Source organism: Hymenobacter polaris (assembly GCF_012927305.1).
GTDB classification, from domain to species: domain Bacteria; phylum Bacteroidota; class Bacteroidia; order Cytophagales; family Hymenobacteraceae; genus Hymenobacter; species Hymenobacter polaris.
Map to the genome: position 1 here is coordinate 1,808,881 of NZ_JABBGH010000001.1, position 22,867 is coordinate 1,831,747.

The window sequence follows — 22,867 nt, forward strand, 5'->3', positions numbered from 1 at the left end:
TGCCAAGGGCGCGGCCCGCGGCCCTAGGGTTGCGGGCCCGCCGCGGGGCTGCGCGGGGGCGCCGCCTACTTATCGCCAATCAGCATCTGCGCGCCGCTGCCCTTGCCCATGATGATGACTTTGGCATTGGGCGAGGTGGCGATGGCCTGCTGGGCCTTGATGCTTTCGTACTGCAAGAGCTTGTCGCTCAGCTCGGTATTCACGATGCGCTGGTAGTCGGCAATGCCCTGGGCCTCCACGCGCTTGCGCTCGGCCTCCTGCTTTTCCTTTTGCAGCACAAACTGCATTTTCTGGGCGTCCTGCTCAGCCGAAATCTTGCTCTCGATGCTGCGCTTCACCGACTCGGGCAGCTGAATGTTGCGAATTAGCAGCTGGTCGAGCTTGAGGCCGTTGCTGCCGAAGTCTTTCTCGATGGCGGCCAGAATGCGGGCCTGAAACTCCTCGCGCCGCGTCGAGTACAGCGCCACCGCGTCGTAGTACACGGCGTTGTCGCGGATGCGGGTGCGCGAGATGGCCCGCACGATTTTCTCCTGGTAGTCCTCGCCAATGGTAGCCAGAATTTTGGGCGCCTGGCTGGGCACCACGTGGTAGAGCACGGTGAGGTCGATGACGACCTCCAGCCCGTCGGCCGAGAGCACCCGAATGGCATCGTCGCCGGCCTGCTGGCCCTCGGTGCGCACCGCCGACATAGTGTAGTTCTGGGTGCGGGTGTCGAAGCGCGTCACGTTCACCAGCGGGTTCACCAGGTGCAGGCCCGGCGCCAGCACCTGCCCCTCCACCTTGCCAAACAGCGTTTGCACGCCCACCTGCCCCACTCCTACCTGCACCACCGTGCTAAAAGCCACGCCCAGCAGCAGCAGCCCCGTGCCCAGCGCCAGCAGCCCCCCGCGCCACCGCCCAAACCCCTCCGAGTAGCGCGTGGCGTTGAGGCCCAGAATGATCACGATAAACCCTAGAAAAATAAGCAGCATGAGCAACCAGAAAAAGCAGAAAAAAGAAGGTAAACCGGAAAACTAGGTCCCCCTGCCCAACGTCGGCAGCCGCGGTTTAAGTTGCGCAAAAACAAGGACTACCGCCGGCTTCGAAAGGTACGCGGGGGCGCGAACACCCTAGCTTCATCGCCGGTAGTTAGCGCGGCATTACACCCACCGGGCCGGGGCCGGCGGGGCCGCCGCGCAACCCTAGGGGCCGCCGCGCCGAATGAAGGGCCTATGCATTTTTCCGTTATTACCCCCTCGCTCCAGCGCCGGGCGCTGCTGCCCGAAACCGTGGCCAGCGTGCGGGCCACCATCACGGCCCCGCTCGACTTCTCGTTTGAACACCTCATCTACCAAAACGGGCCCGACGACGGCACCGCCGCCTGGCTGGCCGACGCCGCCCAGCAGCCCGGCCCGCCCCTGCGCTACTGGCTCGACGCCGAGCGCCGCCGCCCCGGCTATGCCCGCAACCAGCTCATTGCCCAGGCGCCCGCCCAGGCCTGGCTCACGCCCCTCGACGACGATGACCTGCTGCTGCAGCGTAGCCTCTACCACTACGCCGCCGCCATCCGGGCCCACCCCGACCGGCCCTGGCTGGTGGCCGATTTTCTGCGCGTAAACGGGCATGGCCGCTACCTGCCCGGCGAGGATTACTACGCCTGGCGCTTCGACTCGCCCGCGGCCATGCTCACGGCCATCTTCCGGGCCGAGCACTTCATTCAGGGCAATGTGTGCTACACCAAGGCCCTGCTGGATGAGGTAGGCGGCTACGACGCCGAGCTGCTCACCGCCGAGGACCTGGACCTCTACGTGCGCTTTTTGCTGGCCGGGCACCTGCCCGTGGTGTGCGCGCACTACAGCCACCTGCACCGCTTCCACGCCCAAAATACCAGCCAGGGCATCGACGCGGCCAAGCATAACGCCGATTTGCGCTTGATTTATAACAAGTATGCCGGCCAGCTGCAGGCCCTCGGCATTGCGCAGCCCGGCCACTGATTACCGACTAGCATCCCCTCGACCACTAGCGTTTAACCAGAACCTCTACCGACTCGCGCCTAGTAAACGAGCCGCTTGCTAAAAAGCGCTTAAGCCATCTTGGTTTAAGCGCTTTTTTACGCCCGCAGTATTTACCAGCTATTAGGTGCCATTGGGCTTCTTCACCTAAAATTTATTTATAACTTTGCCTGCATTTACGGCCTTCAATATTTATTATACATGCAAAAATTTGTACTTTTCTTTTTTATAGCGTTAGTGTCGCTGGTTACCGCCTGCCGCCACCAAGAGCCAGAACCCAGCTCCTACCCCGACAAGATTGTGCTGCACGAAACACAGCTGGCGAGCGACTCCGTGGCGCTCTCGTGGACCAAGCTCGACAACGCCGACCTGGTGAGCTACCGCGTGCTACGCCGCCTATCGCCCACCGACCCAGGCACCGCTATCAGTTCCTACCAGCAGGGCACCAGCACCACGTTCACCGACAAGCTAGTGCCTTACACGCCCTACGTTGAGTACCAAGTAGTAGCGATACTAAAGAATACCTCAGCCGGTCCTACCGCTCCCATTAACAGCAACTCAGTAAAAGTGCAGCGGCCTAACATTAAGGTGGTTGCCAGCTCGCCCTTTGATGTGCAGTTCGACCGCCGCCGCCGCCAGCTTTACTTTTTTGAGCGGAGCGGCACCATATCCCAATACAGCCTCACGAGCAGCGAGATTACCAAATCGGTGGCTTCCGGGGCTACCATCGGCTACAGCGATTTTGCCACCTACAACGGCGTGCCGGAGCTATATGTGCCGCGCAACGATGGGTGGGTCTTTATCTATAATGCCGAAACGCTGGAAAAGATTGACCAGCTCAACGTAGGGACGGCCGCTACTTGCGTAGTGGCAAACAACGGCTATTTATTCGTTTCGACGGCAACGTGGCAGTACGATGCGTTAAAGGTTTACAACCGGGCCGCCAAAATGCTAGTAAATCAAACCGGCGACTGGTATTCTACGCGCTTTAAGCGGGTGCCCGGCTCCAATACCGAATTGGTGGAGATGACGCTGACCATCGGCCCACCTGACCAGCACTACTACAGCTTTAATGGCAGCAGTGTGCAAACGCATTTTGCCGACCGATACCACGGCGACCATCCGGTTGATGCTACCATCTTCGAGCTGTTTCCCAACGGCACTAAGTACCTCACATCCAGCGAAGGGGCTATCTACTCGAAGGTGCTGACGTATGAGGGCACCCTGCCCCACGGCAACCTAGCCTACACCTCGTTTTGCTTTGATGCGGCTGGCCAAACCATTTGTGCAGGCACTACTACCCGCACCGTAGAGCAGTACAATGCCAGTACCTACGCCCTGATACGCTCCATCCCTACCAAGGCGTACCCTTTCCGCCTATTTGAAGACGGCAGCAATGGCTACGTGTGCGTGAGCAGCGTCACGCCGCTCGGGGGCTATGGCAGCCTGCCCTATCAGCTCACCATAGAGCAAGTACGCTAGCCACTACTTCACGCAGCCGGGCACAACGCCGATTTACAGCTCATCTATAAAAAGTACTCCGGCTAGTTGTAAGCTCTAGGCACCTGGGAGCTAACTAACTGATGTATAAGGATAATATCAAGATAATATAGTACCGCTTTGGGGAGCCGTTAAATAAGACAAAACTTATTTGACAGGCACACAGGATAATTCATCGGGCGAGTAGGCCATTTTATCGATGGCCTCAATCCGGCGGCCAAGTTGCTTGCGTATTTCAAGCACCAGTTCGCCAAATCACTCTTCCAACTCACCTTGTTCAGCTACTCATCTCATGTGCCAGTCCATCAGCCCCTTCACCATTACCAAGACCATCAACATCGGCTGCACGGTCGTCAAAGCGGTTGATTGTATGAGTGATGCGCCGCAGTGGCTGCCCTGGGCTCTGCCGCAAGTCGAGTCGGTGCAGCCGCTGCCCTTTGGCCAGTGGCTGGTTAAAACGCCCGCTGGCCTGGCCAAACTGCGCCCCTGCTACGATGCCACCCACGGCGCGGCGCAGTACGAGTTGCTCACGGCCAATACTACGTTCCGGCAGGTACCCGTGCAGCTGCTGGCTACGCCTTCGGGCTGCCACCTGGCCATCACCTTAACCAAGCCCGAGCAGCTCAACTATGAGGCGTTCGAAGCCAGCGTGCAGCGCGCCACCCAGGAGCTGCACATCCTGAAGCTAATGCTGGAGCAGGACTAGCGCCTTTTTGGCACGGTAGTTGTAAACATTATTTCAATAAGCTATACGGCGCTTTGCCGGCCACTAGCTATCCTAGTGTATTAATTGCTACTTAGCAAGTTTATCCTAGTATCATTATTATAAGCCCCGCGGTAGCTGCCGCGGGGCTTATTGCTTGTAGAGCCCCTAGGGCTACGCCGCCCCCTAAGCGGGCCGGCGTCCCCGCCGACTACCCGATGACCAGCTGACCCGAGCCCTGCCAGGCGGGAGACAAGCGCTGCCGGGACCGTTTAGCCTAGGGGCGGGCCACGTGCTGGTTTGCGCGTTTTCGGTCGGCACCCGCGCCGGGTTCAGCGATTATTTAGCTTTTATCCAGCCGCGGGCCTTAACCTTTGGGTAGCTCGGCAGTCTAACCAGCAATGACCCGGCTGCTTATCTTTCGTGAAAAGTTAGCTATCAGCTGTTTTATCCGTCTATTTTTTAGCATGTTGACTGGGTTATTTACGAAGTGGCGCTGCTGGCTGCTGGCGGGGCTGTTGCTGGCGGCCGGGGCAGCCCGTGCGCAAGTGCCCGAGGCCCCCGGCCTGCACCCAGCCGCCGCGCCGGCCCCGCTCGACGTGGCCGACGTGGCGCACCGCCTCTACCCGCGCCTGCCGGCCCACGACTCGGCGAGCCTGGCCCCTGGGCACCGCGTGCTGCTGCTGGTGCCGGTGGTGGGCTACTCGCAGCAAACCAGCGGCGTGGCCGAGCTGGCCCTCAACCTAGCCTACCGGGCGCCGGCCGCCAACGTGTCGACGATGGTGGGCGCGGCCCAGTACACACTCAACAACCAGCTGATTTTCACGCTCACCTCGGCCCTGTGGCGACCCGGCAACCGCTGGGCTCTGCTCGGCGACTGGCGCATCATGCGCTATCCGCAAAGCACGTACGGCCTGGGCATGTACACCAATACCACCGACGACGCGGTGAGCATGGACTACAAGTACCTGCGCCTGTACCAAACCGTGCTGCGGCGCGTGGCCCCGGCCTGGTACGTGGGCGTGGGAATGCAGCTCGACGACCACTGGGACATTGTGAGCCGCAACCGGCGGCGCGAGGTGACCAGCATCTCGCACTACCCCTACGGCGTGTCGGGCCGCTCGGTATCGGTGGGGCCAGTGCTGAGCTTGCTGCACGACGGGCGCACCAACGCCATTAACCCGCAGGGCGGCTACCTTTTCAATGTGCAGTACCGCCCCAACCTGCACGCCCTAGGCAGCGACCGTAATTTTCAGTCGATGATAGTAGAGGGCCGGCTGTACCTGCACCCCTCGCCGCGCTCGGCCAACATCTTGGCCCTGTGGAGCTACAACGCGCTCACCCTCAGCGGCAATCCACCCTTTCTGGACTTGCCGGCCACCGGCTGGGACATGTACGGCAACACCGGGCGGGGCTTTATTCAGGGCCGGTTTCGGGGCAGGAATCTGGTATACGGCGAGGCCGAGTACCGCTACGGCATCACGCGCAACCGGCTGCTGGGCGGGGTGGTCTTTGCCAACGCACAGAGCGTCAGCGAAATCAACTATACCCGCGGCAAGGGCGAATCGGACGGCGGCTTCGAGAAGGTGGTGCCGGCCCTAGGGGCGGGCCTGCGCCTCAACCTCAACAAAATCTCGCACACCAACTTGGCTATCGACTACGCCTGGGGCCTCGACGGCTCGCACGGCCTGGCCCTGAACCTGGGCGAGGTGTTTTAGCGCCAACGGGGGCTAGGCCGCAGCCGGCTAGCGTATTGCTGAGCGGGCAATAAAAGAGGCGATTATGAAACCAAGCGGTCATGCTGAGCGCAGCCGAAGCATCTCTACCGAACAACCCCTAGGCGGCGCGGTAGAGATGCTTCGGCAAGCTCAGCATGACGTGCTGCTTTTTGCCAGTAGTGGTAGTAGAACTGAGGCAAGAGGATATCGAACATTGCGGCTATTTTTTTGGCTTTTGCCCCTAGGCAGCAAACGAGCCGCCGCCTCAGTTACTTATCTTCCCGACTTCATCAAGCTCGCTTTGGCATGAAGCCTTCTTTACTGTTAGCTACATTTTTAGGAGCCAGCGGCTTGGCCGCGGCGCAAAACGCCGCCCCGGCCGGCAGCCCGCCGGCCGCGCGCCCCGAGGCCAAGCCGGCCGCCACGCTCGGCGCCATCACGCAGGGCCTGCGCAAGTCGGATGGCTTCTTCCCGTTTTACTACGACGAGAAAACCGGCAAGGTGTACCTGGAAGTCAGTCGCTTCGACCAGGACTTTCTGTATTTCAGCTCCTTGGCCGATGGCGTGGGCCTAGGGGGCCCCGAGCGCGGGCAGGGCGCGGCGGCGGCGGTTCGGTTCACTAAGGTAGGCCCCAAGGTGTTTCTGGTCGAGCCCAACTTCGCCTACCGCGCCTCGGGCGGCGCCGACGCGCAGTGGGCGGTAGAAAGCTCATTTGCCAAGTCCATCATTTGGGGCTTCGTGCCGGTGGCCACCGAGGGCAACCGCGTGCTGCTCGATTTGACGCCCTTTTTGGTGCGCGACAGCCAGAAGCTGGCCGAGCAGCTGGGCGGCAGCAACTTCGTGGGCCTAGGGGGCGGCCCGCGCACCGGCGGGCCCACCGCACCCTACCGCTTCGACGAGTCGCGCTCGGCCGTGTACCCCGAGCGCACCCGCAACTTCCCCAAGAACAGCGAGTTTGAGGCGATGGTGACCTTCACGGGTGGGCCGGTGGCGGCGAGCTGGGGCTTTGGCGGCGAGAGCGGCCAGGCGCCCGACCCCAACGCCATTACCGTGCACCTGCACCAGTCGTTTGTGGAGCTGCCGGGGCCGGGCTTCGAGATGCGGCCCTTCGACCCGCGCTCGGGCTTCAACGCCTTTAGCTACCAGGATTTTTCGGCCCCCATGGAGGCGCCACTGCTGCAGCGCTTCACCCGCCGCCATCGCCTGGCCAAGAAGCACCCCGGCGCCCAGCTGAGCGACCCCGTCGAGCCCATCGTGTACTACGTAGACCGCGGCGCCCCGCCCGACGTGAAGCAGGCGCTCATCGAGGGTGGCAGCTGGTGGAACCAGGCGTTTGAGGCGGCCGGCTACCGCAACGCGTTCATCGTGAAGGAGCTGCCGGCCGACGCCGACCCCATGGACATTCGCTACAACGTGGTGAACTGGGTGGACCGCGCCGGCAACCCGAGGGCGTTTTCCTACGGCATGTCGTACAGCGACCCGCGCACCGGCGAGATTATCAAGGGCGTGGTAACCCTGGGCTCGGACCGCCACCGCCAGGACTACCTGCTGGCCGAGGGCCTGCTGCAACCCTACAAAAACGGCCAGCCGGCCCCGGCCGCCCTGCGCGAGCTGGCGCTGGCCCGCATCCGCCAGCTGTCGGCCCACGAGATTGGGCACACCCTGGGGCTGTTTCACAACTTTGCCGCCAGCGTGCGCGACCGCAGCTCGGTCATGGACTACCCGTTTCCGCGCATCGTGCTGAAGCCCGACGGCACCCTCGACGTGCGCCAGGCCTACGCCACGGGCATCGGCAGCTGGGACAAGCGCGCCATTTTGTGGGGCTACCAGGACTTTCCGAAGGGCACCGACGAGGCGGCGGGCCTAGGGGCCATTATGCGCGAAACCTTGGCCCAGGGCCATTTATTTGCCTACGACCCTACTATTACCCTGCACCCGCTCTCGAGCCAGTGGGACGACGGCGCCGACCCCGTAGCCCAGCTCACGCAGCTGATGACCGTGCGGCGCCACGTGCTCGACACGTTTTCGGACAACGCCGTGCCGGCCGGCGCGCCGCTGGCTACGCTGCAAGAAGTGCTGGTGCCCATGTACTTGCTGCACCGCTACCAGGTGGTGGCCACGGCCAAAACCCTAGGGGGTCTCTACTTCACGCCCGCCGTGAAGGGCGACGGGCAGGTGCCTACCCGCCTGGTGCCGCCCGCCGACCAAGCCCGCGCCCTGCAGGCCCTGCTAGCCACCCTCACCCCGGCCGCGCTGGCGCTGCCCGAGAAGCTGCTGGCGCAAATACCCCCTAGGCCCGCCGGCTACCCCAGCACCCTGGAGCTGTTTGGCAGCCGCACCGGCATCGCCTTTGACCCGCTGGCCGCCGCCGAAGCCGCCGCCAGCCCCACCGTAGCCGCCCTGCTCGACCCCGCCCGCGCCGCCCGCCTGCTTGAGTACCACGCCCGCGACGCCCAGCAGCCCGGCTTCCTGCCGGTGGTTGACCAGCTACTTGCCCAAACCTGGAAAGCCCCCTTGCCGGCCGGCTACGCAGGCGAGTTGCAAGTGGTCGTCAACAACCTCGTGCTTAACAACCTGCTGCAACTAGCTGCTACTCCCAGCGCCTCGGAAGGCGTGCGGGGCGAGTGCCTGCTGGCCGTGGCCGACCTCAAGCAGCACCTCACCGCCCACCTGCCCGCGGCCGCCCCGCGCCAAAAAGCCAGCCTGCTGTTTGGCTTGTCGCAAATCAATAAGTTCGAGGCCGACCCCAGCAAGTTTGTGCCCGCCCCCACCCTAGGGGTGCCACCCGGCGCGCCCATCGGCGAGCCCGACCCGGATTTTCTGCACGATGAGGTAATGCGCTAGCTACTAGGCCAGAGGGCTCATGGTCCTACCTTCGCTGAAAACCCGCGCCATGCCCACTGCCACTCAGGATATTCTGCTTTACCAGTCGCCCGACGGGCAAATCCGCCTCGACGTACAGCTCGACCACGACACCGTTTGGCTGACGCAGGCGCAGCTGACAGAGTTGTTTGAAACTACCAAACAGAACGTTAGCTTACACATTCGCAATATTTTTAAGGAAGGCGAATTGGAGGAAGCTATAAGTGTCAAGGAATCCTTGACACTTATTCCTGACGGGCGAGAGTATAGCATTAAGCACTACAACCTCGATGTGATTATCTCGGTGGGCTACCGGGTGAAGTCCAAGCGCGGCACCAATTTTCGGCAGTGGGCCACGCAGGTACTGCGGCAATATTTGGTGCAAGGCTACGCGCTGAATGAGCAGCGCCTGCGCCAAAGCCAGCGCCAACTGACCGACCTCAAGCGCTGCTTAGTGTAGCTGCAAGCTGAGGTAGCCACCAACCAGAACCGCAGATTTAACGGATTTCGGAGATACGCCCGCTACGCGGGCTGGCTACGCACATGGCACCTAGAGTAGCTTTAGCCAGTAAGAATACCCTAGGGCCTTAGGGTTAGCGCAGCCACCTGCCACCCCCGTGTAGTCAGCCCACGTAGCGGACGTATCTCCGAAATCCGTTAAATCCGTTAAATCTGCGGTTAGCTTTGCAAAATGGAGTATCAGCTTGCCAAGCTCGCCGTAGTCGATATCGGCTCCAATGCCGTGCGCTGCCAGATTTCGGCGGTGCTTTTTTTTAATGGGCGCTACCGCCTCAAGCGCATCGAGTACGTGCGCTATCCCATGCGCCTCGGGGAGGACGTATTTGCCAACGGTGAAATCACGCCGCGCAAGGCCGATAAGTTCGTCAAGTTTCTGCAGGCGCTCAAGCTGCTGATGGAGGTGCACGAGGTGGCGCACCACCTGATTTGCGCCACCTCGGCCATGCGCACGGCCGCCAACGGCGCCGCCGTGGCCGAGCGCGTGAAGCAGGAGCTGGGCCTTGATATTCAGGTGATTGATGGACAGGCCGAGGCCGCCTACATCAACCGCGTTATTGAGCACCTGCTGGAAGACAACCGCCACTACCTGCACATCGACGTGGGCGGCGGCAGCACCGAGTTCAACATCTACCACGACCGGCGCAAGGTGGCCGCGCAGTCATTCGAGATTGGCTCCATCCGGCGGATGCAGCAGGAAGAGCGGGGCCGCACGGTGGAAGAAATGAACGGCCTGTGGCAGCGCATGGAAGCCTGGGTGCGCGACAACGCTCGTCGCTACCACGTCACGCGCGCCATCGGCACGGGCGGCAACATCGGCAAGCTCTTTAGCATGTCGGGCACCACGCCGGGCAAGCCCATCACCCGCCGCCGCGTCAGCGCCCTGCTCGACCGGCTCAGCAACCTCAGCATGAGCGAGCGCGTGAACGTGGCTATGCTCAACCCCGACCGGGCCGACGTGATTGTGCCCGCCGGTCACATCTACCTTTCGGCTATGCAGTGGGCCGGCGTGCACAACATGCTGGTGCCCGACATCGGCCTCAAAGATGGCATGATGCAAGCCCTGTTCGAGCAGTACTTCGACGAGTTCAGCCCCACCCACCCAGCCGTGAAGCCCGTGGCCGACGTGGAGAACCGCCCGGAAATGTGACCGCGGCTTTAGCGTGGGTCGGGAGCGTGGTGCAGAGTTACGCTGTATATAGTTTTTTACATCTTAGAAACGGTTGTGGCTGTTGCAGAACTCAGGCTGGGTGTGGACTTAGCTAGCAAACGGACTCGCCGAAGCTTAGAGGTTCCTATGTTTGGGCCGCGGCTTAAACTTAAGACCCTCTAAGGCAAAGTAGTGTGGCGCGGTTGCTTCGTAGTGGGCAATGGCGCGCTACTTCTCGCTGCATAGGAAGTACTCGTAGCAGGCTAAAATCCGTTTTTTAGAGTTAATACCCTTTTGTATAGCTCTTTATACGGATTTATACGGCGTTGATAGTCGTAAACAAAAGGGCCTTGCTAGATGAATCTAACAAGGCCCTTTTGTTTACGACTATCAAAAATAAGCTATACCCACTTGTTGTCGAGCGTAGCGCCGTTCACGTCAATCTTGTTTGCCGAGATAACTAGGCTCAGCGTCATAGAAGCTTGGGTCTGGTCGCCGCGCGCATCAAAGTTCTCAGTATAGCTTACGCAGTAAGCTTCTTTGAAATCAATTTCTTTCATCTTCGAATCCTGGTCAGCCCGCTTGAAGACAATCTTACCATCGGCTCGTTTGTAAGGGTCTAGCATCCAGCTAATAAGCTTAGTGCTATCCGTCGAAACAATGGTGCACTTAATGGTGCCGCCTTGCACTACTGACGAAGGCCGTCCCTTATCATCGGTGGTCTGGTTGAAGGAGTAGTTGCAACTTACTACTTCGCATTCTTCGCTGCCTGCGGCGCTGAAAACTGCACTAAAAGAAGCCATAGTGAAAAGGAAAAGGGTGGTAAAAAATGAGTTGGCTAAGCGCTACTGCCTAGCCAAAGGTAAGACTACTAGCTAATAAGCATACGGTTGAGCTATTGCTGAGCGTACTCAGCGTTCCAGTCGCGTTCGGGGTTGTCGGGGTCGTCTCCTTTGGTGCCGTCCAGCGATACGAGGAAGGTTTTGGCTGGGAAGTAAGGCACCATGTGGATGTCGAGCAGAATTCGGTCTTTCTGGTCGGGGTCGCGCTCAAACTTCTTGATGGAGAATTTCTCTATTAGTTTGCCCGGCCCGGCAATACTGTCCAGGAAGCGCACAATCTGTCCTTGAATGTCCATGCGCATGTTGTGGTCCCAGTTTTCGAAAGCGCGGCGGTTCAGAAAATCAATCAACACTTTGGTCACGTAGTCGAACACGCGCACTACCGAGTAGGTCTGCAAACCTATGTTGTCGCCGTTGAACAGCGTTTTGGCCGAGAAAGCCATGACGCGGCCGTACTCGTTGACCATCGGCACGAGGCCAATTTTTTCGAGGTTGGAAATCTCGCTTTTTCGCAACGGAAACTTAACTCCATCAACCTCGCTGAGCGTGCCGTGCTTGCGGCCCGCCGTGACCTGCGAGGCCAGCGTGGCGTAGATGCGGCCCGCCAGCGCCGATGACGGTGGCACGAACAAATCCTCTTCCTCCCCGATTTCTTCGAGCTTGCCGCGGCCTACCAACCAGTTAGCTGTCATGATGACGTTCGACTTGTGCGCGTCGGCGCCCGTCAGGTTGGCCTCCTCAAACAGCTCAATCACATCTTCGGGCGTGTCGTAGTGCTCGAAGTCGGTGACCATCATCACCTTATTCTTGTGAGCAATTTTGCTCCATTTGTCAAGCACTTTGTTCGAGCCTAGGTAGCCTGGCACCACCAGCAGCGAGTAGTTGTCGCGCAGGTCGAGGCGGTCGTAGTTTTGCTCCAATTCTTCCGACACCGCGTCGATAAACGTGGTATTGTCTAGGTCTTGCAGCTGGTCTTTATCGGCGTTCAGGACGGAGATGTTCTTTACTTCGTCTAGGTCCGTATTTTTAAAGAAAAGCGCCACCGAGCGGTAAGCCTGCTCTAGCTCATGGGTAGCTTCCACGGCAGAGCGCAGGTTATCGGTGAGCTGCTGCTCGGTCGATTCAACGCGTTGCTGGCCTTTTTCAACGGCATCGGCTACCGACTCGCTCTCACTCAATAGCTTGTGCCACAGACTCAGGCGTTTTTTGAGCTGCTGGCGGTCGGTCTTTTTGCCGTCTTCTGACAGAAATATCTTTTTGCGCGCTTTCTTCTCGGGGTTGAGGTTGGAAGCCCCGTCGATGGTAGTTTCCAGCAAATCGAAGCCCCCGACTTTGAGCAGGGCTTGCGTGCTTTGTTCGAGGGAAGGAGCTGCTTCGCGCGACCGGTAGCCGGTGGCGGCGGCATCTTGCTGTTCGAGCGCCATAAGGGAAAAGGAAGCAGAAAAGCGAAAAAAAGGAGCGTAGGCCCTAGGCCAGCTCGTCCATCATGGCCTGAATGGCACTGAGAAAAGCCGCCTTGGTTTCGGGGTTTTCCAGCGCCGCCTTCAGGATTTTATTGGACTTGAGCTGCCGTAGCAGCTTGTTGAGGTCGTCGGTTTCGGCTGCTAGCCCCCGCAGAAAGTCGCTCTGGTTGATGATACCTTTTTTGCCAAAATCGCCGAGTGAGGCGAAGTGCAGCTTTTCGGGCACCACCGCGCCGTCGGCATCCTGAAATTCAACGGCCACTTCGGGCTTGAAATGAGCAAAAACTGCCTCGGGGGTTTTGAGGCCTTCCACTATCTGTGGGCGCAGGGGTGTGGCGGTAGTAAGCTTCTGCACCAGCAGGGTGCGGTTGAGCGGAATGTCCGAAATTGCCTCGGAAGCATTGTCGAGCTTGCGCTCCTGGCCGCCGATGCCGTAGGAATACAGTGCCATAAGGAAAAGGAATAATGCAGCTAAGTGCCGGAAAATATACGGCCTGCCGCGCAAACTACCATCTACTTAGGGGTTACGGCCGGGCTTGGCCGAAGGTTGAGAGTCAGTCTCACTTTCATGGAGCTACGACTTCGCCGCTAGCTAAGTGGCCGTTGTCCAGTATCCCTGCTTACTTGCGGGCCGTAGCTTGCTTCTTTCTTCTTTACGCCATTTTCTTTTTCCGCCCGTGGCTATTTCCGATTCGCTCCGGCGCAGCCTGCACATTGCGCAGGCCGTGGCCCATGAATACCGCCAGGCCCAGTACGCTGCGCCGCACCTGCTCATGGCCTTGTTGCACAATGAGATAGGGTTGGCCTCGTGGCTGGTGGCCGTGCTCGATAAGGATATTCACTACCTACGCGAGTGGGCCGAAGTACGCCTCGAAGACGAGCCCAAGGCCGCCCGCCCCGTGGAGCAGCCTACCCCCGCGGCCGCCGTGCAACAAGCCCTGGAACTGGCCGAGTTAGTAGCCCTGCAACTTACCCGTGAGCAACCTGACGCGCTCTGCGCCTTAGCCGCTCTGCTGCGGCCAGGCTTGGCGTTCACCGCCGAGCAATTAAAATCACTGCCGCTTACGCAAAAAGAAATTTTGGACGCCGCCCAGGCCGAACTGCCCGCTGCCCCCGCCACCTCGGCCGACCCTAAGGCTACCGCGCCCGCCAATGGCCCGGCGCCCGCCGGCCAGGGTGGCGCCCTAGGCACCTACTGCACCGACAAAACCGCCCAAGCCCGCGCCGGCCAACTCGACCCCATCGTGGGGCGCGACCGCGAAATCCGGCTGGTGGCCGAGATACTGGGCCGCCGCACCAAGCCCAACGTGCTGCTCATCGGCGAGCCGGGGGTAGGGAAGTCGGCGCTGGTCGAGGGCTTTGCGCAGCAGCTGGCCCTGGGGCTGGTGCCCACGCACCTGCGCGACGTCACCTTGTTTGAGCTGGACCTGGGCACGCTGGTGGCGGGCGCTTCGTACAAGGGCGAGGTGGAGGACCGCATCAAAAAGGTGCTCACCGAGTTGAAGCAGTACACCCGCGCCATCTTGTTTATTGATGAGCTGCACGTGCTGCTCGACCCCAAGGGTAGCGCTGGCAGCGGCATTGCGCAGCTGCTCAAGCCCGAGCTGGCGCGCGGCGAGCTGACGGTAATCGGGGCGACGACCAACGACGAGTACCGGCAGTATCTTGAAAAGGATGAGGCCTTTAACCGCCGCTTCGACACCGTGCGCGTGGAAGAGCCCTCGGTAGTGGTGGCCGAGCGGATGCTCGAACGGGTGCTGCCCCTCTACGCCACCCACCACGGCCTGGCCCTGGGCCCCGGCACCGTGGCCGAAGCCGTGCGCCTAGCCAAGCGCTACCTCAAAGACCGGCAGCTACCCGACTCGGCCATCGACCTGGTAGACCGCACCATGGCCGCTATCCGGATGCTCGACGAGCACGCCGTGGCCAGCCTTCAGCAGCTGCAAACAGAATTTGATACCCTAGGCGCTCGCCAAGGCGAGCTAGGCGAGGCCGACTACCTGCGCGAGCTGCGCTGGTTTTTGTACCAGGTACAAAACCAGGTGAGCCAGCTCTGGCTCAACCAGCTCGAAAACGAGCAGCAGCCCGAGCAGCTCGAAACCAGCGCCGAGCTCGAAACTTACCTGCGCGAGCTGCTAACGGCCGTGCTGGCCCTGGCCGATACCAAGAAGGAAAGCGTCGAAAAACAAGATATTGCCGCCATCGTGTCGGGCAAAACTGGCATCCCGCTGGGCAAGCTGCAAAGCAACGAGCGCGAAAAGCTGCTGCGCATGGACCAGGTATTGCAGCAGCGCGTGGTGGGGCAGGAAGGGGCCGTGCGCGCCCTGTGCGCCGCCATCCTAGAGTCGCGCTCGGGCCTCACCAAGGCCGGGCAGCCCATCGGCTCGTTTTTTCTCCTAGGACCTACTGGCACCGGCAAAACGGAGTTAGCCAAGGCGCTGGCTGACTTTCTATTTAACGACGAGTCGTTCCTCATTCGCTTCGATATGTCGGAGTTCAAGGAAGAGCACTCGGCCGCGCTGCTCTACGGCGCGCCCCCCGGCTACGTGGGCTACGAGGAAGGCGGCTTGCTAGTGAACAAAATTCGGGAGAAGCCCTACTCGGTGGTGCTGTTCGATGAGATTGAGAAGGCCCACCCGTCGGTATTTGACATCTTTTTGCAAATTCTGGACGAAGGCCGCCTGCACGACCGGCTGGGCCGCGAGGGCGACTTTTCCAACGCCGTTATCCTCTTCACCTCCAACATCGGGGCCGAGCAGGTGAGCCGCGCCTTTGCCGCTGGGCAGCCCCCTACCCCCCCCGAACTGCTCGAAACCATGAGCCGCCACTTCCGGCCCGAGTTTCTGGCTCGCCTCACCGAGATTGTGCCCTTCGCGCCCATCTCGGAAGAGAACGTGGGCCGCATCTTCGATATCCACCTGCGGCCTCTGCTAGAGCAGTTGCGGCGCCAGGGCATCACGCTGGAAATCAGTTCCGAGGCGCGGCAACACCTAGCCCTGTCGGGCTTCACGCCCAAGTACGGGGCTCGGCCCATTACGGGGGTCATTCGCTCGCAACTGCGGCGGCCCATCTCGCGGCTCATCATCAGCGGCGAGGCCCGGCCCGGCACCACGCTTACGCTCACCAAGCCCGAGGGGAGCGACGAGCTGGTGTGGGCCACTGCGCACGAAGCCCCCGCACCCGTACCCGCGGCGCCTATCCCCTCCCTTGAGTCGGGCGGCGTAGCCTAGGGCTTCGTTCCGTGATAAAAAAGCTAGAAGCTTAGTTATGTCGTCATTCTATGCGGAGCTGGAAGTAGCGGGCCACACTTACCCACTGCGCCAGTGCCAATTTGAGTTTGAGCAGGCCACCGACGCGCGGGGCCGCACCGTGGCCAAGGTCCGCCACGGCCAGCTACACCTGACCCTCAATGTCCCTCCTGATGACCTGCTGCTCGACTGGGCCAACACGGCCCACAAGCTGCTGGCTGGCCACATCACCTTCTTCGACACCGCCCGGCGCACGGCCCGCGAGACAGTAAGTTTCACCGCCGGGCAGTGCGTGAGCTATCAGGAAAGCTTTACGGCGGGCGACGCCAGCGACGGAGCTTACGTGTGCCAACTCATCATCGCCACGGCCGAGAAGCTGGACCTCACGCCCGGCGGGCCGGTAGGGGCGTTTGTAGCGCCGGCGGCGCGGGAGCCTGCGGCACTGCTAGTCAAGCTGGCTACGCAACCAGCCAGTAGAAATAGGGTTCTAGAGCAAACAGCTTATCGAAAAAATCTAGCCGACCCCGTGCGGGATATACTAGGCCCGGGCAGGCTGTCGCATCCTGAAGAATGGAGCAGTACGTTGGCAAGCCTTAAACAGGCAGGCGTCGAAATTATGCTGAGTTTCGAAGAGCGTTTAGCGTATGCACCAGGAACTATGCCCGGCCGGCCCGGCCAGATTCACTTGCATGAGGATGCTTCCATTGGAGCATTGAGACACGAATACCAGCATTTTCTGGACGACCAAAATGCTGGTTTCTTAGGTACACGTGGCTTATATGACCTGAATTTCCGCAGACAAACTGAAATAAATGCGTATGGTTTGGAAATAAAGATGATGGAACAGATGGGTGAGCGGGAAGCAGTTGCTCAACTACAGCAAAATCTAAGCGCCGAGCTAGCTAAGCTCGAACTTGACCTGGGTGATATAGAATTAATTTAATCAATCTCCACACCAATGGAAGTACTACTGCCGCCCGACGCTCAGATGAGCACATTCGACACAGAGAAGATAGTAAGATTACTACACCATGCTTCGGGTACTGTGCGGGCGCGGGCTTTGCCAACAATAGGAGCCCGTCTTACTACTACCCCAGCTCTCAAGGAATACTTATTTACTTCGGTCGAAGACCCAGCTAATTTGCAATTAGTGTTTTATGAATTTATAAAAGTGGCTTGGATAGCCGCTTTAGTTATTTTAGATTACGGCGACACAACCGATTTGTCGAGGTTGAAAGACCTAGTGGCTAAATGGCCGCTATCGGAGCAGAAAGGCTTCTTGCTCTATAGCAAAGACCATCAAAAATTTGATAAGCTTTTGTCTGCTACTATACCAAACAAACCTGCGTCAATTACTATAACAGAGTCGGATGTAGTACACTACGAGGTTAGACTATCGGAGCAAGCAGACCCGGTTCACGTCAGGGTTTCTACACTAACCCCTAGGCAACGAAATGGTCGGCTTCGCCATCGGCGCACACGCCAATCCTTCAAGAACAGCACTGCAGGCTAATGAAGATAGAATCACCCACCCCTAGACTCCCGGAGCACCCCATACTATAGGTTCAGGGCCGACTAGCCCCCTAGGTGTACTTGTAGGGCTTCGGCGGCGTGTTACCACTCGGCGATATTGAGGTGGTCGAGTCGTGGCCAAAGTCCGCCACGGCCAGCTGCACCTGACCCTCAATGTGCCCGATAACGACCTGCTGCTCGACTGGGCCAACACGGCCGACAAGCTGCTGGCCGGCCACATCACGTTTTTCGACACCGGTCGGCGCACGGCCCGCGAAACGGTGAGCTTCACCGCCGGGCAGTGTGTGAGCTACCAGGAAAACTTCACGGCCGGCGATGACGGGGAGGGTGCTTACGTGTGCCAGCTCATCATTGCCACGGCTGAGAAGCTGGAGCTTACGCCTAGTGAGCCGGCAGGGGCGTTTGTAGCCCCGGCGGCGCGGGAGCATGCGGCGCCAGTGTTGGCAACTACAGTAGCCTCTGGCCCTTTGGCAGAAAATGTGTCTGTACTTGCCAAAGCCACCAACCTACCAGCCAACCCTATGCAGCCAGCTCGTATGGAGTTATGGATGGGGTATTTGGAAAGAAGGGGCGTGCAGTTTCATATTGGCACGCCTGAAGCGGAGCTGAAATTATTTGATAACCAGGCAGAGGGTATGTATTCGGCGGGTGGCGGCACTAAAACTATTTACTTGTACGACCCACCTGGCACTGCCACTTTCTTTGAAGAAGCTTTTCATGCCCTTCAGCATTTACGTAAGCATCCGGCTATCAAAGTGCTAGAGAGCGGGCAAGAGGTAGATGCTTGGGAGTATGATGCCAAACAAGCGCTGCTTAAGCATAGTGAAAAGCTAGGGCTGAGTTATGAAGAATACGTCGAAACCGAAAATCAATTGCAGCAAGTTATTGATAATGAGTATGGCAATTACAACTTCTAACCGAAGAGACCCGGCTACTTGGCTAGAGATAGGGCTAACCTGTCACCGGTATGAAACTGTATTGGAATTGTTGCTAACGTTCACCAACAAAACGTCTTCAACTCAGGAGTTTACTTTTTCCAACCAGTCGCGCAAGGCGGAGCTGCTAGGCTTGCAAGTTGTAAACCAGGCTGGCCAACGGGTGCTACCCACTCACAATCTGCTTATCAAGCCTGCTCAATCAAACTCGAACAGCCAATTTCTGGCAGCTGGTGACACGTTCTCCTATCTATTGAAGGGTATTGTTACGGAGTATGGCTTAGAATTTCCCGGTGCGTTGTTTGAACTGCAACTAGGAGAGCCTTACCAACTACAATTTTACTATGCAGGTCAGAAATCAAACCAAACAATTTTGACGATTTAGTTTAGCATAAGGTATTGGCTGTCAATAATTAGATTCTTTTAATTTAGCTCTTTGTCGTAAGACTCTGCCCGGCGCACGGCCCACGAAACGGTGCGCTTCACCGCCGGGCAGTGCGTGAGCTATCAGGAAAGCTTCACGGCGGGTGACGCGGAGTCTCCAGGTTACCCACCCACTGGCTCCACGAGCACTTCATAGGGCAGGTTGAGGGCCGACTGCCCCCCTAGGTGCGCTTGTAGCGCCTCAGCGGCGTGCTGCCATTCGGCCGTGTTCAGGTAGCTGGTGGCAGCCGGCGTGAGGCGCACTCGAATGCAGCGCACGAAGCCCGCCGTGGGCGTGGCCCCCGTCTGGAAGGCTTTCTCGACGTGCACGGCGGCCAGTTGCACCCCTAGCTCGGCCCAGCAGGCGGCCTTGATGTCGGCCAGCGTCACGAGGCGATTACGAGCCAGCAGGTTGCGACGTAGGGCGTAGGTGCGCTCCTCGGGCCTTGGGCGCTCGCGGCCGCCGCTGGTGGTGGTGAGTAGGCGCACTTCTTCCACATAGTGGCCGTCTTGCACGCGCAAAGAGCTGCCAGCGGGCAGGCGGTTGGCGGCCGCCCCGCTGCTCGACCAATACTCCAGGTATACGCTGTCGCGCACGTCGCGGGGGCGCAGCAGCAGGTAGGGCACGGGCTGCTCAGTGGCACGCTGGCGGTCGAGACGCTCCTCTAGGCGCGCCATGTTCTGGTCAAGCTCACGCAGAATGCCGCCAATAAAATCGGTGCCGGCGGCGGTAAATGCCTGGCTCTCATCGCGCAGCAATTCCAGCAATTCGCGTAGGCTTTCGCGGCTGGTGCGGGCGTCGAAGCGGCCCACGCCGTGGGTGCGCAGCGTGTAGGTGTCGGTGGCGCCTTCGGTGAGGTCGCGCAGGGTAGTGGCCCGGAAGCTCACATTGCTGAGGCTATACACGCTGCGCACGGCCAGAAACGGCTCCTCGCTCACTAGCGGAAACAGGTTGAGGGCCGGTTGCAGGCGGTAAAGCACGCGGTGCAGGTGCCGGTTCACAACCGGAAAGCAATTGAGCGCGCAAGTCAATTGGGCAAACGCTGCGGGCGGTAGCGCCTGGGCAAAGCGTACCTCCAGCCAAATCAGGGGCTGCGTGAGCGCAGCTAGGTCGGTGGCGGCGGTGCTGCCGAAGGCAGTCGTCAGCTCGTCGGGGTAAGGCCGGGGGAGGTAGGCCGCCAGCGCGCCGGGCGGCAGCACCACCCGCACAAATAGTGGCGCATACAGGGCCTGAATTTGCTGCTCGATGCGCCGCAAAAAGTCGTATTCCGCATCCAGCGCGCCGCTAGCCGTAGCGTCATCGCCAACGGCTTCCAAGCCCAAACTGATGGACAAGGGTACGTCGCCGAGGTGCCACTGCTCGCCCGGCAGAAAGGCCAAGTAGTCGGCTCGGTGCGGCTCGTTTAGCCAATCTATATAAAAAGTCAATTCTCTAGGCACCTGCTCACCAATGGGCAAACGCAGGCCCAGCCACAGGCGCCGATGCGCCGCCGGTGGGGGAGCTAAGGCGCGGGCTACCAAGCGTTTTTGGCCCTGCTGACCTACTTGCCATACGGCTTCGTCAGTAGCCAAACACTGCACCGCACCCGCTACTAAGTGGGTGGTTTGCAAGGGTGAAAAATGCAGTGGTCGGCTCGCCGCCTGCCGCCCCACGGCCGGGAACTCGAATGCAAACTGCGCATCGGCGGGCAGCGTCACGTGCGGCTCGCGGGCGCGGGCTTGGGCCACGGCGTGCGCTGGGTGGGGCGCATCCACTACATCGGGGTTGAGCAGGGCTGCCAGGCGCTCGATGAGGCGGCCCTGGGTGGCGTGCAGCTCTTGGCCGATTTTCTCAAACTCGACGGCGCAGGCTTCGAGCAGCAAGTTTACCAGCGGGTCGAACGCATCGAGGTCAGCCTCGCCGTAGCCCCACAGCTCGGCGGCCTGGCGCGTCAGGCGGCTTTTGATGCTGGCTTTGGTGAAATCGGTACTGGGTGGCGGCGAGAAGGGCGAGGGGGGTAGCACGGCAGGCGGAAAAAGCAAGGACGCGGCCAAATTACTCAATCGACCGAAAGCGGGGCCACAAACAGGCTGGCCTGAAACGTGAACGGCTCGCGGGTGCGGTAGAGGGCGGCCGTCACGGTTACTTCCAGCCGCCGCCGGATGCGCTGGCTTACACCTTTCAGCTCAAAGTCGAGCACGGCCACCTGCACCCGCGCCTGCAGCAGGCGCGGCTCAAACTCTTGAATGGCCTGCTCCACCGACTGTTGCACCCGGTCTTTCCAGCGCATGGTGGCCATGGCCTCGAAGTCTTGCTCCCACACCTGGCAGCCAAAATCGGGCTCGTAGCGCGCCTCGCCAAAGTGCGTCGTCAGCAGCAGATACACGTGCTGCGCAATGGACTCCTGCACCGAGCAGCGCGGCAACTGCCGACGCTCTAAAATGCCTTCCAAATCAAGCGGCAGTTGGTAATACGTAGCACTCATGGGGCAAATGACTAAGAAAACATGAGGGCTAGCTTACGCCCGGCCCCGTGAGGACGTTACTCCGAGCGAAGCAGTACCGCCGGTTCTAGGTACCGGCCCCGCACGTACTGAAAAAACCGTAACTTGAGCTTTTGATAATCATAAAAGTAGCTAGTTAGAAGCAGCCTCTACGTAACCAGCGTCCTAGGGCTAGTTTCTACCACTAGCGTTTTTTGTGTATGGCTTCCTATTCTGCTAGGCTAGAGATTGACGGACAACACTATCCAGTAGTGCTTTGCTCGTACGGCTTCACGCAGGCCACCGACGCCCGCGGCCGCATCAGCGAGCGAGTGCGGCACGGTTTGTTGGAACTCGTGCTCGATGTGCCCGCTGGTGACCAGCTACTCGTGTGGGCTGCCACGCCGCACTATCCGCTCGATGGGCAGGTGTCCTTTTTTCAGGCAACTGACCTGATGGCCAGCGAGACTGTGTCGTTTAAAGCTGGGCAGTGCATTGGCTACCAGGAGGTGTTTGAGGCCGGCGCCGATATAGTAGGCTCCTACCGCTGCTCGCTCACGATTGCCGCCGCGCAGTTGGAGCTAACGGCGGGTGGCGTAGCCGGCGGCAGCGCGCAGCTAGCGGGCGTGGGCATCATGGACTAGGCCAAGCAGGCGTAGGCTGCTACCAGCAGATTATTCTCAGCGTCGTAGCGGTAGCGCGTGCCGCTGGCCTCGTGCAGCTGCCCGCCGGGGGCGTGCGAATAAGGTTACCGACCGCGTCGGCTACCCGCAGCTCCTAGCTTCCATCGGCGTAGTGGGCGCGTCGTGCGTGTAGCGGGTGGCGCCTCACCCATACTGGGGTACGCGGCCTTTTTTCTATCTAACGCATTACCTGGCCGCGATAGTGGTCTACTCCTGAGTTATTTATTTTTCGAAATGGAACTTAGCCAAAGAAGTATTGCACAAATGAATGAGCCGTTTCAGGGCTTTCGTATTGTTCGACTACTGAAGTGGTTTTAACTATAAATTCTTCTTTGAAAGAATAGTCCTCATTCTTGGTTTCAAACCCAAATTCCTCTTCTTCCACGACTAAACAGGCAGTCAAAATAGTCAAGAACGACTCTAACGAAGAAGCCAGCTTGAATTCTTGCTGTTTCTGAATGCTGCCATAAATCGGAGACCTATCATCTTCTAGTTTCGCAAAGACTGCATCACCATTTCTATCGCCAAAAACCACCCAGCTTTCGCGCCAGTTTTGAGTGTCTTCGTATTCTTTCTGGCCGTTAGTAAATACATAAAGCCAGCCCTCTTGGTAGCGGGGCAACTTATCGGCCGTAGCTATTTCAAGAAAGAACGTATTGCCAATAATTAACTCGTCAAAATCTACACTAGCATAAAAGGTGCGAAGCTGGCCGCGCAGTGCTGGCTCGAACTGGGTAGCGCGCTCTTTGGGAAGAATGGTAATGGTGCCGAAGTTATCTTCTCCATTGTTAAACTCTTGTGCGAAAAGAGTGATGGCTTGCATCAGTGCCATAGTATT

The 22,867-nt window shown here is 59.5% G+C and carries 20 protein-coding genes; 13 read left to right on the plus strand and 7 right to left on the minus strand.

The genetic code is table 11. The features are described 5' to 3' along the window. Window positions 1-65: 65 nt before the first annotated feature. Entirely contained in the window at window positions 66-971 is a 906-nt protein-coding gene (locus tag HHL22_RS07730) for a prohibitin family protein (protein WP_169530350.1), read from the minus strand. A 240-nt stretch (window positions 972-1,211) separates the two neighbouring features. Here HHL22_RS07730 and HHL22_RS07735 point away from each other — a divergent pair, with 240 nt between their 5' ends. The 7 genes from HHL22_RS07735 (at window position 1,212) to HHL22_RS07765 (ending at window position 10,440) form a co-directional block, all read left to right on the plus strand. Beyond that, window positions 1,212-1,973 (plus strand): glycosyltransferase, encoded by a 762-nt coding sequence (locus HHL22_RS07735; protein WP_169530351.1) that lies wholly within the window; start codon window positions 1,212-1,214, stop codon window positions 1,971-1,973. Window positions 1,974-2,228: 255 nt separating this feature from the next. Beyond that, window positions 2,229-3,473 (plus strand): fibronectin type III domain-containing protein, encoded by a 1,245-nt coding sequence (locus HHL22_RS07740; RefSeq protein ID WP_169530352.1) that lies wholly within the window; start codon window positions 2,229-2,231, stop codon window positions 3,471-3,473. A gap of 310 nt (window positions 3,474-3,783) precedes the next feature. After that, window positions 3,784-4,197: a hypothetical protein gene (locus HHL22_RS07745; RefSeq protein ID WP_169530353.1), complete on the plus strand. Its 414-nt coding sequence runs from the start codon at window positions 3,784-3,786 to the stop codon at window positions 4,195-4,197. A 464-nt stretch (window positions 4,198-4,661) separates the two neighbouring features. Then, window positions 4,662-5,912 carry a BamA/TamA family outer membrane protein gene (locus HHL22_RS07750; RefSeq protein WP_169530354.1) on the plus strand — a complete coding sequence of 417 codons (1,251 nt, stop codon included), beginning with the start codon at window positions 4,662-4,664 and terminating at the stop codon, window positions 5,910-5,912. A 306-nt stretch (window positions 5,913-6,218) separates the two neighbouring features. Beyond that, the gene (locus HHL22_RS07755; protein WP_169530355.1) at window positions 6,219-8,756 is read left to right on the plus strand and encodes a zinc-dependent metalloprotease; all 2,538 of its coding nucleotides are present in this window, start codon (window positions 6,219-6,221) and stop codon (window positions 8,754-8,756) included. A gap of 49 nt (window positions 8,757-8,805) precedes the next feature. Next, a complete protein-coding gene (locus HHL22_RS07760; protein ID WP_169530356.1) occupies window positions 8,806-9,234 on the plus strand; it encodes a virulence RhuM family protein in 429 nt (142 codons plus the stop codon). A 231-nt stretch (window positions 9,235-9,465) separates the two neighbouring features. Continuing rightward, on the plus strand, window positions 9,466-10,440 hold the full coding sequence (locus tag HHL22_RS07765; protein WP_169530357.1) for a Ppx/GppA phosphatase family protein: 975 nt from the start codon (window positions 9,466-9,468) through the stop codon (window positions 10,438-10,440). A 401-nt stretch (window positions 10,441-10,841) separates the two neighbouring features. Here HHL22_RS07765 and tssD (HHL22_RS07770) read toward each other — a convergent pair whose 3' ends face one another. The 3 genes from tssD (HHL22_RS07770) to HHL22_RS07780 all read right to left on the minus strand — a co-directional run bounded on the left by tssD (HHL22_RS07770) (window position 10,842) and on the right by HHL22_RS07780 (window position 13,196). Next, window positions 10,842-11,243, minus strand: coding sequence for a type VI secretion system tube protein TssD (gene tssD / locus HHL22_RS07770; RefSeq protein ID WP_144849386.1), 402 nt, complete (start codon window positions 11,241-11,243; stop codon window positions 10,842-10,844). Between the two features lie 92 nt (window positions 11,244-11,335). Next, the gene (locus HHL22_RS07775; protein WP_169530358.1) at window positions 11,336-12,706 is read right to left on the minus strand and encodes a DUF5458 family protein; all 1,371 of its coding nucleotides are present in this window, start codon (window positions 12,704-12,706) and stop codon (window positions 11,336-11,338) included. 43 nt (window positions 12,707-12,749) lie between these two features. Continuing rightward, on the minus strand, window positions 12,750-13,196 hold the full coding sequence (locus HHL22_RS07780) for a hypothetical protein (RefSeq protein ID WP_144849382.1): 447 nt from the start codon (window positions 13,194-13,196) through the stop codon (window positions 12,750-12,752). Window positions 13,197-13,422: 226 nt separating this feature from the next. Between HHL22_RS07780 and HHL22_RS07785 the strand changes: the two genes are divergently transcribed. From HHL22_RS07785 to HHL22_RS07805, 5 genes are all read left to right on the plus strand, one after another. Then, the gene (locus HHL22_RS07785) at window positions 13,423-15,975 is read left to right on the plus strand and encodes an ATP-dependent Clp protease ATP-binding subunit (RefSeq protein WP_169530359.1); all 2,553 of its coding nucleotides are present in this window, start codon (window positions 13,423-13,425) and stop codon (window positions 15,973-15,975) included. Between the two features lie 37 nt (window positions 15,976-16,012). Beyond that, window positions 16,013-16,936: a type VI secretion system tube protein TssD gene (tssD, locus tag HHL22_RS07790; RefSeq protein WP_169530360.1), complete on the plus strand. Its 924-nt coding sequence runs from the start codon at window positions 16,013-16,015 to the stop codon at window positions 16,934-16,936. A gap of 15 nt (window positions 16,937-16,951) precedes the next feature. Next, window positions 16,952-17,506, plus strand: a complete 555-nt coding sequence (locus HHL22_RS07795) for a hypothetical protein (RefSeq protein ID WP_169530361.1) — start codon at window positions 16,952-16,954, stop codon at window positions 17,504-17,506. A gap of 133 nt (window positions 17,507-17,639) precedes the next feature. After that, a complete protein-coding gene (gene tssD, locus HHL22_RS07800; protein WP_169530362.1) occupies window positions 17,640-18,443 on the plus strand; it encodes a type VI secretion system tube protein TssD in 804 nt (267 codons plus the stop codon). A 61-nt stretch (window positions 18,444-18,504) separates the two neighbouring features. Beyond that, window positions 18,505-18,846, plus strand: coding sequence for a hypothetical protein (locus tag HHL22_RS07805; RefSeq protein ID WP_169530363.1), 342 nt, complete (start codon window positions 18,505-18,507; stop codon window positions 18,844-18,846). 161 nt (window positions 18,847-19,007) lie between these two features. On the opposite strand, the gene HHL22_RS07810 is transcribed toward HHL22_RS07805, so the two are convergent. Together HHL22_RS07810 and HHL22_RS07815 are read right to left on the minus strand one after the other, a co-directional pair. Continuing rightward, window positions 19,008-20,888: a type VI secretion system baseplate subunit TssF gene (locus HHL22_RS07810; RefSeq protein ID WP_169530364.1), complete on the minus strand. Its 1,881-nt coding sequence runs from the start codon at window positions 20,886-20,888 to the stop codon at window positions 19,008-19,010. A gap of 35 nt (window positions 20,889-20,923) precedes the next feature. Further along, complete coding sequence (locus HHL22_RS07815; RefSeq protein WP_169530365.1) at window positions 20,924-21,349, minus strand: GPW/gp25 family protein; 426 nt, start codon at window positions 21,347-21,349, stop codon at window positions 20,924-20,926. 218 nt (window positions 21,350-21,567) lie between these two features. Between HHL22_RS07815 and tssD (HHL22_RS07820) the strand changes: the two genes are divergently transcribed. Beyond that, window positions 21,568-21,990: a type VI secretion system tube protein TssD gene (gene tssD, locus HHL22_RS07820; RefSeq protein ID WP_169530366.1), complete on the plus strand. Its 423-nt coding sequence runs from the start codon at window positions 21,568-21,570 to the stop codon at window positions 21,988-21,990. A gap of 280 nt (window positions 21,991-22,270) precedes the next feature. On the opposite strand, the gene HHL22_RS07825 is transcribed toward tssD (HHL22_RS07820), so the two are convergent. After that, complete coding sequence (locus tag HHL22_RS07825; protein ID WP_169530367.1) at window positions 22,271-22,861, minus strand: hypothetical protein; 591 nt, start codon at window positions 22,859-22,861, stop codon at window positions 22,271-22,273. Window positions 22,862-22,867: the final 6 nt, after the last annotated feature.